General features: G+C 61.8%; 10 protein-coding genes. 4 read left to right on the top strand and 6 right to left on the bottom strand.

The window, feature by feature from the left end:
- Nucleotides 1-46: 46 nt before the first annotated feature.
- From QMK54_RS15700 to QMK54_RS15690, 3 genes are read left to right on the top strand one after another with little or no spacing between them, the layout of a single operon-like run.
- Entirely contained in the window at nt 47-772 is a 726-nt protein-coding gene (locus tag QMK54_RS15700; RefSeq protein WP_223588633.1) for a ThuA domain-containing protein, read from the top strand.
- The gene (locus QMK54_RS15695; RefSeq protein ID WP_223588631.1) at nt 769-2,556 is read left to right on the top strand and encodes a thiamine pyrophosphate-binding protein; all 1,788 of its coding nucleotides are present in this window, start codon (nt 769-771) and stop codon (nt 2,554-2,556) included. The genes QMK54_RS15700 and QMK54_RS15695 overlap by 4 nt, the downstream gene beginning before the upstream one ends.
- Nucleotides 2,557-2,573: 17 nt before the next feature.
- On the top strand, nt 2,574-4,184 hold the full coding sequence (locus QMK54_RS15690) for a GMC family oxidoreductase (RefSeq protein ID WP_320400820.1): 1,611 nt from the start codon (nt 2,574-2,576) through the stop codon (nt 4,182-4,184).
- 66 nt (nt 4,185-4,250) lie between these two features.
- On the opposite strand, the gene QMK54_RS15685 is transcribed toward QMK54_RS15690, so the two are convergent.
- Nucleotides 4,251-5,345 (bottom strand): LacI family DNA-binding transcriptional regulator, encoded by a 1,095-nt coding sequence (locus QMK54_RS15685; RefSeq protein WP_110657671.1) that lies wholly within the window; start codon nt 5,343-5,345, stop codon nt 4,251-4,253.
- 61 nt (nt 5,346-5,406) lie between these two features.
- Nucleotides 5,407-6,492 carry an MFS transporter gene (locus QMK54_RS15680; RefSeq protein ID WP_413787373.1) on the bottom strand — a complete coding sequence of 362 codons (1,086 nt, stop codon included), beginning with the start codon at nt 6,490-6,492 and terminating at the stop codon, nt 5,407-5,409.
- A 347-nt stretch (nt 6,493-6,839) separates the two neighbouring features.
- Here QMK54_RS15680 and QMK54_RS15675 point away from each other — a divergent pair, with 347 nt between their 5' ends.
- Nucleotides 6,840-8,111, top strand: a complete 1,272-nt coding sequence (locus QMK54_RS15675) for an MFS transporter (RefSeq protein ID WP_320400818.1) — start codon at nt 6,840-6,842, stop codon at nt 8,109-8,111.
- Between the two features lie 123 nt (nt 8,112-8,234).
- On the opposite strand, the gene QMK54_RS15670 is transcribed toward QMK54_RS15675, so the two are convergent.
- The 4 genes from QMK54_RS15670 to QMK54_RS15655 form a co-directional block, all read right to left on the bottom strand.
- Nucleotides 8,235-9,233, bottom strand: a complete 999-nt coding sequence (locus tag QMK54_RS15670) for a 3-hydroxybutyryl-CoA dehydrogenase (protein WP_223588625.1) — start codon at nt 9,231-9,233, stop codon at nt 8,235-8,237.
- Nucleotides 9,233-10,339, bottom strand: coding sequence for an NAD/NADP-dependent octopine/nopaline dehydrogenase family protein (locus QMK54_RS15665; protein ID WP_223588623.1), 1,107 nt, complete (start codon nt 10,337-10,339; stop codon nt 9,233-9,235). Before QMK54_RS15665 ends, QMK54_RS15670 begins: the two co-directional genes overlap by 1 nt.
- Before the next feature lie 96 nt (nt 10,340-10,435).
- Nucleotides 10,436-11,410, bottom strand: coding sequence for an AraC family transcriptional regulator (locus QMK54_RS15660; RefSeq protein ID WP_110657665.1), 975 nt, complete (start codon nt 11,408-11,410; stop codon nt 10,436-10,438).
- A gap of 84 nt (nt 11,411-11,494) precedes the next feature.
- Nucleotides 11,495-12,856 carry an MFS transporter gene (locus tag QMK54_RS15655; RefSeq protein WP_320402917.1) on the bottom strand — a complete coding sequence of 454 codons (1,362 nt, stop codon included), beginning with the start codon at nt 12,854-12,856 and terminating at the stop codon, nt 11,495-11,497.
- Nucleotides 12,857-12,979: the final 123 nt, after the last annotated feature.

Raw genomic sequence — 12,979 nt, 5'->3', positions numbered from 1 at the left:
ATACGTATAACCTAATAATCACACCCAACCTAAGAGGTGACCAACCGTGAGTCGAGTCTTGTATCTATACGGTGGCTGGCCCGGCCATTTCCCCTACGAAATCGCCGCATGGGCCCGGACCGTTTTCCAGGAGCTGGATTTCGACATTGAAGAGTCGACCGACATCTTCACATTGGACAGGGATTTGACCGGTTACGACCTGATCGTGATTGGCTGGAACAACGCGGTCACCACTGAAACGCTGACCGCCTCGCAGGAAAACCGCCTGCTCGAAGCGATCGAAAGCGGCACCGGCCTGGTGGGTTGGCACGGTGCGGGGGCGGCCTTTCGCGCCAGCCTCAAGTACCACTGGGTGCTGGGCGGCTCCTTTCTTGAGCATCCGATGGGCGAAGGCTTTCCCCATCCTTACCAGGTCAACGTCATCGACCACACGCATGAGGTCACTCAAGGCGTCGAGGATTTCGAGGTGCGTTCCGAGCAGTACTACATGCAGGTGGACCCGAACATCCATGTGCTCGCCGAAACCACGTTCGATGGCAACCCGTTCCCGTGGATCAAGGGCCATCGCAGCCCGGTTGCCTGGGTACGCCAGTGGGGCCTGGGGCGCGTTTTCTACCACTCCATCGGACACGACACCAGCAACCTGGCCGACCCCAATATCCGCCGCCTGACCAAACAGGGCCTGAACTGGGCAACGCGCGGACGAGCTGAAGGTCACGGCAAAACCACCGCATCCACCCCGCTTTCATCAACCCAAGGAGTCCTGTCATGAGCAAATTGACCGGCAGCCAGATCGTGGCACAAACCCTGAAAAACTACGGCGTCGAGTATGTCGCCGGCATTCCCGGCCACGGTATCTGGACACTCACCGACGCCTTCCTCGAGGAAGACTCGAAACTCAAGTTCATCCAGGTCTTCCACGAACAGAGCGCCGTGCATCTGGCCGATGGTTACTACCGCGTGGCCGGCAAGCCGATGGCGGCGGTCACCTCCATCGGTGCCGGTGCCGCCAACACCGTAATCGGCATGGCCACCGCGTTCACCGACTCCACCAGCCTGATGCTGATCACTGGCGGGCCGCCCACCCACATGCGTGGCCACGGTCTGCTGCAGGAGCTGGAACGCTACACCGACAACGACTTCCCGAAAATCGCCGAAGCCGTGACCAAGCGCCACTGGGTCGCCACGCGCGTTGAAGAGTTGCCGTTCATGATGCATCGGGCCTGGAGCTCGATGGTCACCGGCCGCCCGGGTCCGGTCCATCTGGAAATCCCGATGGATGTTCAGGCCGAAGCCGCGGAAGTGACCCTCCATGCCCTGGAAGAACGCACGCCGATCGGCAAGTGCTTCCCGGATCCGGCGGCCACGGCCCGCGCCGTTGAAGAACTGCAGGCCTGCAAGCGCCCGGTGCTGGTCATCGGTGGCGGTGTCATCACGGGTGAAGCCAGCGCTGAAGTGCTCGCCCTGGCCGAGGCCTGGAAAATTCCGGTGGTCACCACCTGGAACGGCAAAAGCGGTTTCCCCGAAGACCACCCGTTGTTCGCCGGCAGCGTCGGCCAGACCGGCACGATGTGCGGCAACAAAGTAGCCTCCACCGCCGATGTGATTATCGCCGTGGGTTGTCGCTTCACCGACTGGTCGTCGTCCAGTTATGCCAAGGGCGTGACCTTCGCCATTCCGCCGTCGAAGTTGATCCACATCGATATCGACCCGCACGAAATCGGCAAGAACTACCCCGTCACCGTGGGCATCTGCGCAGACGCCAAACACGCACTGGCCCATATCGTCGAAGGCCTGAAAGGCCAGACTGTCGATCGCGAGGAGTACCTCGGCGATCTGCGCGGTTATCAGGACGAATGGGAAACCAAGCTCGCCGGCCGTCGTGACTCCGACCGCTTCCCGTTCACCTCGCAACGTCCATTGGGCGCGTTACGCAAGATCTTCCCGCGCGACACCATCGTGGTGGTCGGTTCCGGCAACACCCAGGGCGCGGTCAAACAGACCTTCCCGGTCTATACCCCGCGCACGCACCTGACCTCCGGCGGGTTCTCCTCCATGGGCTGGGCCGTGCCTGCCGCCATCGGCGCCAAACTGGCGGCGCCGAACCAACCGGTGGTCTGCATCCTGGGCGACGGTGACTTCCTGATGACGTCGCAGGAAATCGCGATTTGCGTGACCAACAACATTCCGGTCGTGTTCATGATCCAGAACAACGCCGGGTACATGTCGATTCGCGGTGGTCAGCGCAAGCAGACCAGCCGCCATATCGGCACCGAGTTCAACCACCCGGACGGCACGCCATACAGCCCGGACTTCAAAGCGGTGGGCGAAGCCTTCGGCCTGAAGTCTTACCGTGTGGAACGCCCGGAAGACCTTGAGCCGATCCTGCAGGAGGCGCTGGACCTGAACGCTCCGGTGCTGATCGAAATCCCGACTGACCGCGACGCTGCCGGCCCTTGGGTACCGGGCTGGTGGGACTTCCCGATTCCCGAATACATCACTGACGAACGTCAGGACGAGTACTGGGAAATCCGCAACTCCGAACAACACCTGTAAGAACTGGAGCAGCTCAAATGAGTGATGCATTGATTTCGCATCATGCAGAGCTGAATCCACAATCGGGGGCGTCGCGCGAACCGCGCGTCCTCGACGTGGTGACACCTGATGCAGATGGCAATATCAATTGTGATGTGGTGATTATCGGCTCGGGCATGGGCGGTTCGACCTTTGCCCATGCGTTGCGCGATAGCGGGCTGGACATTGTGATCGTCGAACGTGGTGATTTCCTGCCGCGAGAAATACACAACTGGAGCAGCGAATCGGTCTTCGGACAAGGCCGTTACCGCAATGCCGAGCAGTGGCTGGACGAAGCCAACCAACCCTTTTCGCCTGGCGTATTTTATTACGTCGGTGGAAACACCAAATTCTATGGCGCGATGCTGCCACGGTTTCGCGAAGAAGACTTTGCCGAAATCCGGCACGCCGAAGGCCTCTCCCCGGCCTGGCCGATCAGCTATGCCGATCTGGAACCCTGGTACGCCGAGGCGGAAAAACTCTACCGGGTACACGGCCAGGCAGGCGTCGACCCCAGCGAGCCCTGGCGCTCGGGCCCCTACCCGCAACCGGCGCTCGAGCACGACCCGGCCCTGGCTGCCCTGGAGCAGAGCATGCGCCGCTCAGGCCTCAAGCCTTTCGTGATGCCCGCAGCCGTGGACTATGGCAATGGCGGTGACTGCGTACTGTGCTCAACGTGCGATGGTTACCCTTGCCTGCTGGACGCCAAGGCTGACGCTGAAGTTTCTGCCTTGAGGCCGGCCTTGCGCAGCGCAAGCGTCAGGTTGCTGACCCGTACCACGATCAAGCAACTGATAACCGCGGCGGACGGGCGCACGGTCACGCAAGCCCACGGCCTGATCGATGGTCGTGCCGTGACGCTGCACGCCAAGCGCTTCGTACTGGCCTGCGGTGCGGTGAACAGCGCCGCGCTGCTGCTCAAGTCGGCAAACGAACAGCACCCCGAAGGCCTGGGCAACAGTTCCGGGCAAGTGGGTCGCAACTACATGGTGCACAACAGCACGTTTATGCTGGCGGTCGACCCTCGACGCAAAAACAAGGTGATCTTCCAGAAGACCCTGGCCATCAACGACTGGTACAGCGCCGGTGCGAACAACTCGTTCCCCCTGGGGAACGTGCAGATGCTGGGGAAAATCCGCGAACCGATGATCACCTCCATGCGTCCGTGGCTGCCGAAGTTCGCCTCGCGCTACATCACCGATCATAGCGTCGACCTGTACCTGACGTCGGAGGACCTGCCGACCCGGGAGAACCGGGTCACCTATGACGCGCAGCGCGGCGCGATCAAGGTCCATTGGCAACCCAACAACCTCAAGGCCCATGAAGGCCTGGTGAGCAAGACCAGCCAGGTCATGCGGGCGGCTGGCTACCCGTTGATCCTGAAAGCGCGCATGGGCATTGCCACCAATTCGCATCAATGCGGTACGGCGGTCATGGGCAAGGACCCGGCGTCGAGCGTGCTGGACATCAATTGCAAGATGCATGACCTGGACAATGTCTGGGTGGTCGACAGTTCTTTCTTCCCGTCATCGGCCGCGGTCAATCCGGCACTCACCATCGCCGCCAACGCCCTGCGGGTCGCGGCGAACTTCAAGCAATTGGCGCCGTGAACGGCATAGGGTGAAAGTGAAGGCTGCGATTGTGCAAGTCACCGCAGCCTTGTTCATCGAACGGTGTCAAGCGTCCTGCACCTTGCGCGTCGAAGTGCGCACGATCAATTTGGTGGCGAAAATCTTCTGTTCAGGCTGCAGCGGAGCATCGGCCGGCGCATTCAACTGCTCGGTCAACAGCCTTGCCGCATAGACGCCTTTCTCGACGATGGGTTGGCCAATGGTGGTCAGGCCCAGTTGCACCGCCTCGGGGATATCGTCGAAGCCAATCACCGAAAGGGCTTGCGGAACCTCGCGATTGAGCGCGTGGGCGGTTTTCATGCAGGCGATCGCCATGACATCCGAACAGGCAACCACTGCCGTGACGTCGCTGGATGTCAGCAAGGTAAAGGCCGCGGCTTGCCCGGACGTCGAATCAAGCCCGCCGGCCTCTATGATGCTCAGGTCCTCGAATGCCAGGCCCGCTGCACTGGCCTCCTCCACATAGCCGGTCAGCCGCTCCCTGACGATACGCTCGCTGGCACTCTTGAAGCGGTGGCGGTCGATTGGTCCGCGATATCCATCCGGGTTCAGCCGGTCGATGATGACCCCTATCTTGCGGTGCCCCAGCTCGAGCAAGTGACGCATCTGCGCGCGTGCGGCACCGCGGTCATCGATCCCGACAAAAAAGGAGCCTTCCACCAGCGGCGAATCGATCACCACAAACGGAATGTTCTGTTTCACCACGGCCAGCACGGCCGGATGGTCATCAGGCAGGGTCGAGATGATCAAGCCATCCACCAGCCCGCGCAGCGCGAGGCTGCCGTGGTTCGCTGCGGGTGTGCGGCCAATGAGCCGATTGTTGTTGAGCGGGAACAACGTCAGCGCGACGTTCTCCAGTTCGCCCACCTCGCTGATCCCGCGCAGCAAGGCAACGGTGCAAGGGTCGGCGAACGCCAGGGACAACTTGTCCATCATCATCAACCCGATCGCCCCGATCTTGCCCGAGCGAAGGCTGCGGCCAAGCACATTGGGTCCCGGGTAGCCCAGTGACGCGGCTACGGCAAGGATATGCTCACGTTGGGCCTCGGACAGTTTGGATGGGCGATTGTAGGCGTAAGACACCGCAGGCTGAGACACCCCCGCCGCCAGTGCTACATCTTTCATTGAAACGGATGCCATCGCTTGCTTCCCGATCTGTTTTGAAAACCTCATGAGAGGTCAGTAAAAAAACGCCATGTGCTCAGTGTAACCGTTGCGGCGAAACCTTCGGAACCAGTCGAGTGGCACTGAAAATGATCGCGATCATCAACGAGGCAACGACGAGCAATGCCAGCGAAAGGTTGCTTGCATGGGCGACGAACCCGATGGCCGCCGGCCCCATCAATATGCCGAGGTAGCCCAGGCTGGTGGCGGCGGCAATGGCCAGCTCACCGGGCATCGACGTTTGCGCGCCTGCCAGCGACAGGTAGACCGGAGCGATGTTGGCCAGACCTGCGCCTATCACCGCGAACCCCACGAGATTCAATAGCCAGTCATTGGCCAACACCACCATCGCGAAGCCGGACATGACCACCAGTCCACCGCCAACGAGCACCACCCGTGCGCCCAACTTCAGCAGTATCCGGTCACCGTTCAATCGGCCCAGCGCCATCATGACCGCAAACACCGCGTAGCCCAGGCCGGCCAGCGAATGCTGGACACCTCGCTCGTCAGCCAGGAACACCGCGCTCCAGTCGAGAATCGCCCCTTCCGCGAGGAAGGCGAACAGGCAAAGCATACCCAGCAGTAAAACTTTTCGGGTGGGCCTGACAAATATCGGGGCGCCTTCGTCACCACTGCGCCCCAGCAACTGGCGACCATGCGTCAGGACGAAGGTGACCAGGATCGCCATGACCGCACTGCTTGCCACCAACGGCGTGGCGCCCAGCCATAACAATGCAGTGATACCCGCCGCACTGATAATCGCGCCGAGGCTGAACAGCCCATGAAAGCCGGACATGAGCGAGCGTCCGGTCGCGCGTTCGACCATCACGCCCTGAACGTTCATCGTCACGTCGACCGACCCGCACCCCGCCCCGAACACGATGAGGCTGAATATCAAGCCGGCAAAGGAATGAGTCGTCGCCAACAAGGGCAAGGTCAGCAGCACCAGGGCAATACCCACGTGCATCGTAAAGCGACAGCCCCTGCGCGCATTGAGAATGCCCGCCAGCGGCATCATCACCAGTGAACCCAGGCCAAGGCACAGCAACAGCAGTCCCAGGGCAGCGTCGTCGATCCCCGCTCTCGTGCGCGCATAGGGCACCAACGGCGCCCAGGCGCCCATACACACCCCTGACAACAGGAACGTCGATCGATAGGCCGGCAGATGAGGCGTAGCGCACGGCAGTAGCAATTCTTGAGACGACACGGACACCCCTGGGCTCGGATTATTTCGAGTTATACGTATAACTCAAAATAATCCGTTCGGCCACAGGATCCATTCAAAACCGACTGCCTCGGTGAACTGAGCTGAATGCTATACGTCGCCTGAGTTGAGAATGGCGCTCGAAACAGTTGACATCAGTGGCGCCACCAATGCTATTTTTGATGGGGTTATACGTATAACTCTTTCTGGTCTTACCTAGCTTTTGCATGCACACCCAACAAAAACAACAGGGACAATGCAGCGTGATGAATAACGTTCAAAAAACTCCAGTGCCCAAACGCATCCGCAAGGCGCGTATCGCGACCTTTCTCGGATTCATGATGATCGGCGCAATGATGTACATCTGGTCGACCGGGGTGAGCGTCTTCAGGACACAACTGGGCTTTACCGGTGAGCTGGGTGACGCGAACTTCGGCCTGATCGCACTCGGGGTCGGCGTCGGCTCGGCGGCAGGAGCGCTGCTGGTCGGGCGTCTGCTGGACTCCTTCGGTGCAAAACCGGTGATCACCGTGTGCGCCCTCGCCTACCCGCTGTCCATTATCCCGCTGGGTTTCGTCAGCGGTTTCTGGTTCGCGATGTGTTTTGGCGTTGTCCTGGGACTGCTGCGCGGCGCCCTGGATACGGCGTTGAATGCCCATGGCGTGCAGGTCGAGCGGTTTTATCAGCGCTCGATCATGTCCGGCTTCCATGCGTTCTATTCGCTGGGTGGTTTTCTGCTCGGGATGGCATGCAGCTGGCTGACGGGTTTCTACACCGACAGCGTAAAAGTGCCTTTTACCGTCCTGGGTATCGCCATGTTGATCGTCGGCTGTATTTTCAGCCGGTGGCTGCTGGGCAAGCATGACGTCCCCGACGCTGCCTCCGGCGACTGGCAAGCGGGCGCTCAGTCCGCGGATGAAATCGGCAAGGGGCCGTCGACCAAAACGCTTCTGGTGATGATTGCGCTCGGCGCCCTGCTGCTCGGCAGCATGATGGGTGAGAATGCAATCGCCGACTGGGGCCAGGAATACATGCGCCGCGAGTTCTCGACCTCGACTTCCACTGCGGGCATGGCGGTGTCGATATTCGTCGGTGCGGCGTTCATCGGGCGTCTGTTCGGCGACCGGCTGGCGGCAACCTTTGGCAATGCCCAAGTGGTTTTCGCCTGCGGGACAGTCTGCGTCCTTGGCATGACCCTCACTATCGTCGGCGGCACGGCCGTTACCGGCATCCTCGGCTTCGCGTTGTTCGGCCTCGGCCTTTCCTGCATCGCGCCGCTGATGATTTCCGCGGCCGGACGCCGGGACCCGCAACATGCGGGCCGCAACATCGGCATCGTCAATTGCATCGGTTTCTCCGGCATGCTCGTGGGGCCCGCCGCCATCACCGTGATCGTCAGCCATTTCGGCCTGGATTCGCTGATGTTTTTCCCGTTGATCATGCTTGGCCTGCTGGCAACATTCGGCCCGCTGCTGATGAGAGCGCCAAAAGGCGACAAAGGCGTGAAACAGTGCGCCGCCACCAACACCAGCGCCTAGCCCATCGGCCCAATGCAGACCCAGCGCGACGGCAGGCAAGGCGGATTTCGCGCAGGCCTGCTATCCCTGCAGTGGAATAGCAGGCAGTGCGCTGATCAGGGCCCGACCTCCGGACCCTGATGTTCAGGCCTGCCGCAAGGCGCCATCGAACGCTGGCGTCAGCCCCGACAACTCCAACTTGCGCACAAAGTCGCCGAGACGCTGCTGCTTGTAGGCGTCCACGTCCAGGTCGCGGTAATCGTAGAAACCCTGGCCATCGCGCAAGCCATTGCGGCCGTTTTGCATGTTGTCGGCAATCACCTGCGGCGACTCGAAACGCGGTGACAGTGCTCCACTCAGGTAGCGCGAGGCGTAGTAGAGAATGTCGCCTCCACCCCAGTCGATGAACTCAAGCAGGCCCAGCACCGAGAAGCGCAAACCGAAACCGACGCGCACCGCGGTGTCGATATCTTCCGCGCTGGCCACGCCCTCTTCCACCATCCGTGCGGCCTCGTTCATCGCCAGTGCCTGGATGCGCGGCACGATGTAGCCAGCCACCGGGTTGCACACCACAGGCACCTTGCCGATGCGCTTGAGCAGTTGCAGCAACCGCTCGACCACCTGTGGGCAGGTCGCTTCGCTGCGGCTGACTTCCACCAGCGGCATCAGGTAGGCCGGATTGAGCCAGTGCGCGTTGACGAAGCGCTGCGGCTCACTGACCATTTCGCTCAACTCGGTGACCAGGAACGTCGAGGTGGTCGACGCGATGATGGTCGACGCCGGGACATGCTCGCTGACCCACGCGAAGGTCTCCTGCTTGACCGCGATGACTTCCGGCACCGCTTCGAACACCAGGTCGCACTGGCGCAAAACCTCGGCGGCCCGGGACCGGGATTGCAGCGTCAACCGGGAGATCGCGATGTCCGCCTGTGCAGGCGCGAGCATGCCCAGGCGCACCAGCATCTGCAGTTCGCCGCGGATGTTGTTGCGCACTCGCTCGAAGTAGCCTTGTCGCTCATCCTCGGCGCGATCCTTGATATCGATGAGCGTCACCGGCAGGCCCGCATGGATGAATGCCAGGGCAATGCCCTCGCCCATCCGGCCGGCACCGACCACGCTGACTTGGGGCAGCGCGGCGTTCATCAGTTGTAGCCCTTGGTCAGCAGTTCGGTCATCTGCGCCCGACTCAGCGTGGCCAGACCGAGGTTTTCCAGGGTGCGGCCCTCGGCATAGAGGTCACGAGCCGCGACGACCGAGGCAATGCTCAGCAAGCCCTGCGCGACCGGGGTCGGCACACCGGCCCAGCGGCCGACGGACACCAGGAAGGACAGGCCCAGGCGGGTGTCTTCGAGCATGTAGCGATGCTTCTGCAGGTCGATGTCTTCACGCCAGTCGCCGCTGTCGGTCAGCTTGCCATGGGCACCGCGACCGTACATCCACTCTTCGCCTTCGGTGGTGTTGTAGTGGTCGGCCAGCGGGAAGTGCGGCGCACCGTAGGTCAGTGCTTCGCGCACGGCCATGCGCTCGGCATCAAGCTGGTTGGTCACGCGACGAATCGACGGCTGGGTGCCTTCGTTGTGAATGTCCCAGGACTCGAAATGCTCCAGGGGACCGGCGTTCATCATGATCAGCGGCGGGTGAATGATGGGACCGGCGTTCATCAGCGCACCGCTGAGGGCGTCTTCAATCGGCTCGACGCTCGGGTAGGCTTCACGCAGCACCGCGAACGCATGCTCGGACAGGTTGCTGGGAAATACGCCAGTCGGCAGGCGGGTGGCGTAGCCGCTGATCACCAGGTCGCTGGCGCCATGCTTGCGCACCAGGTACGGCAACGTGCCGGTTTCAGCGAAGGCGACCTTGCTGCGGTTGCCCGCATCGGCCATGGCCTTGGCGAACACGAAGCTGCCGAAGGTGCCCGGCGGCAGGAACACCACCTGACCGTCGTGCAGGTGCGGCGCCACATGTTTGGCCAGGTCTTCGTGGGAGGTCGACGGCAGCGGGATGATCACCAGTTGCGCGTCGGCCAGGGCTTCGGCCAGGTCGTCGGTGAACGAGAGCTTGTCGCCCTGCTGGCCGACGGACAACTGGCGAGTGCCCTTGTAGTCCTTGATGGTCAGGCTGCCGATGGCCAGCAGCTCCTTGAGCGCGGCGGAGTCTCGACGCCACAGGCGGGTCTGGTGCCCCTTTTCAGCCATTTCGACAGCAGCGGCGTAACAGCCGTGACCACCACCCAGCACGGTAATATTCATGCAGATACTCCTTTTTGTTAGAGACTCGATCCTATCGAGCCGCACCGCCACAGACTCATCCGATTGCGCAGCCGAATGACGGATTGCGCAGCAGTCTCAATGCTTCTGCCGCCGCAGGGTGTCCGACGGCAGGCAGCCATAGCGTTGCCGATAGGCGCTGGAGAAATGCCCGAAACTGTTGATGCCGTGACGCAACAGGATATCGGTGACAGTCTCACCGGCCCTGCCCTGTTTGAGCGACTCATGGATCACCGCCAGTCGGCGGTCACGGATGTACTCGACTGGCGCCTGCTGGAGGAACTGGTTGAAGCCGTTCTGCAAGGTGCGCACCGAGACGCCACACAGCTCGCTCAAGGTCGTCAGGCTGATGGGTTCGTCGAGGTGCTCCTCGATGTAGTCACGGGCCTTCTTCACGTGGTGCGGCAGCGGCGCGCGCGAATCGAGCAAAAGATCCGCCGAGTAGTTGTGCGGCAATTGCGTGAGCAGCAGTTGCATCAGGTATTCGGACAGACCGCCGGCGAGGCGCGAACCGTCGACGCCGCTGCCGTACAGCCGGCAGATGTAGTCCAGGGTGTGATAGAGGCTGACGACGCCGGCGCCCAGGTGGTCGACGCTGACATCGAAGATCACCGATTGGCGCAGGCTGCGGCCGAGCAGGCGTTGCAGTTGCGTCTCCAGGGCATCGCGATCGACTCGCAGGATCAGGTTGCGGCACTCGCCATTGGTGACGATGCGACTTTGCGCAAATGGCGAGGACACGCTCAGGTAGCCCGACTGCATCGCCGCGCTGCGCCGACCGTGGGCGACTTCGCACTGCCCTTGCAAGGTAATGCGAAACAGGTACTGATCGGCGATGTCGCCGATGGTGATCTCCACCGGCGCGCCATAGCTCAAGTCGAGCAGCGCCGAGTCGCCGAAAAACACGCCGTTGAGCCGGGTGTACATCGGCTCGTCACGCAGTACGTTGAAACTGTGCGGGCACAGGTAGTGGCTGACCTTGTCCTTGATCTCGCGGTAATCGGCCGAGCTGAGCAGGCTGTGCCGTTCCAGCAGGTGTACGTCATTCAACATCAAGGGTTCCCCCTGTCTGAAGCACATCAGCCCCGCATCCGTTGAAGGAGCGAGGCCGAGGTGCCGATTGCGGTCTGTGGCTGATCAGGCCCGGGTCGGATATTCCCGGGCATAACTTTCACGGAAGCGACGGCAACCGCGCCACAGCAACAGCACCGTCAAGGCCGAGGCACCGGCGATCACCAGCGACATCGAAGAACCCACCGCCGCGGGCGAGCCGAAGTAGCGGTCGGTCAGCAACGCCACCAGCGTGGTGCCCAGGCCCAGGCCCAGCAGGTTGCTGATCAGCAGGAACACGGCAGAAACCTGTGCACGCACCTGGTTCGGCGCGAGGATCTGCATCGCCGCCGTGGAGGCTGGCATCGGGAACGAGGCGAAGAACATCGCTGGCACCAACAGCGTCACCGACAGCCACAGTTGATCGACTTGCGGGAACAATACGGCCGGCACCGCCATGCCGAGGGCACCGATGACGCCGGTGCGCATGGCCGCGTCCTGATAGCCTTTCTTGGCCAGATAGTCGGTGAGCCATCCACCGAACAGCACCCCGGCGGTGTTGGCCACCAACAGCACGGTGCCGAGCATGTAGCCCGCCTCCATTGGCGACAGGCCGAACTTGCGGATGTACAGCGCCGGGCTCCAGCTCATCATGCAGAACAGGGCCATGGCGTAGAACGAAAAGCCCAGGTAATGGCAGGTGAAGGTGGCACGGTGGCGGGCGAGGAAGCGCAAGCCATCGCTCATCGCGACCTTCTTCGCCCGACCCTGCGCATCGACCTGCAGGCCCTTGCGCGCCGGGTCACGGACGGTGAGCCAGATCAGCAGGCCGACCAGCATGCCGGGCAGACCGACGATGAAGAACGCCAGTTGCCAGGCCTTCATCGCGCCGAGAAAGGCGACCTCGATGGTGTTCATGTCCTTGAGCATCGCGATCACATAGCCGCCCACCAGGAAGGCCAGGCCACCACCGACGAACGAGCCGATCGAGTAGATGCCCACGGCGCGGCCGAGTTTCTCCTTGGGGAACATGTCGCTGAACATCGAGTAGGCCGAGGGCGACAGGGCCGCTTCGCCGACGCCGACGCCAATGCGCGCGAGGAACATGTGCAAGAAGTTCTTGCTCAGGCCGCAGGCCGCTGTCGCCAGACTCCAGAACACCACGCCGACAGCGATGATCTTCGGGCGCGAAAAGCGGTCGGCCAGATAGGCGATGGGCATGCCCATGAACGCGTAGAACAACGAAAAGGCCAGCCCGTGCAGCAAGCTGAACTGGGTGTCGCTGATCTGCAGGTCGGCTTTGATCGGCTCGATCATCAACGCCAGGATCTGCCGATCCACGAACGAAAAGATGTAGGCGATCATGCACAGGCCGACCACGTACCACTCGTAGATGTAGGTTTTCTTCTTCTGCTGCTGTAGGACCGCGTTATCGACCTGGATATTCACTAGTGTTTGCTCCTCTTGGAATCCGCTCATGCGCGCAGCGCGCCGGTTGACGGTGCACAGCACACCGACTGGGAAGTTGCGGGGCAGATGCAAAGGACAAAGGGTTCGAACATGGTCAGGCCT

This window comes from Pseudomonas sp. P5_109 (assembly GCF_034009455.1).
In the GTDB taxonomy this organism is placed as follows: Bacteria; Pseudomonadota; Gammaproteobacteria; order Pseudomonadales; family Pseudomonadaceae; genus Aquipseudomonas.
Note: the sequence above shows the minus strand (reverse complement) of the source record. Positions and strands in the feature narration are given on the sequence as shown.

Coding starts and splice junctions, on each gene's coding strand:
- QMK54_RS15695 (WP_223588631.1), top strand. CDS start 769: ATGAGCAAATTGACCGGCAGCCAGATCGTGGCACAAACCCTGAAAAAC.
- QMK54_RS15690 (WP_320400820.1), top strand. CDS start 2,574: ATGAGTGATGCATTGATTTCGCATCATGCAGAGCTGAATCCACAATCG.
- QMK54_RS15685 (WP_110657671.1), bottom strand. CDS start 5,345: ATGGCATCCGTTTCAATGAAAGATGTAGCACTGGCGGCGGGGGTGTCT.
- QMK54_RS15680 (WP_413787373.1), bottom strand. CDS start 6,492: ATGGGCGCCTGGGCGCCGTTGGTGCCCTATGCGCGCACGAGAGCGGGG.
- QMK54_RS15675 (WP_320400818.1), top strand. CDS start 6,840: ATGAATAACGTTCAAAAAACTCCAGTGCCCAAACGCATCCGCAAGGCG.
- QMK54_RS15670 (WP_223588625.1), bottom strand. CDS start 9,233: ATGAACGCCGCGCTGCCCCAAGTCAGCGTGGTCGGTGCCGGCCGGATG.
- QMK54_RS15665 (WP_223588623.1), bottom strand. CDS start 10,339: ATGAATATTACCGTGCTGGGTGGTGGTCACGGCTGTTACGCCGCTGCT.
- QMK54_RS15660 (WP_110657665.1), bottom strand. CDS start 11,410: ATGTTGAATGACGTACACCTGCTGGAACGGCACAGCCTGCTCAGCTCG.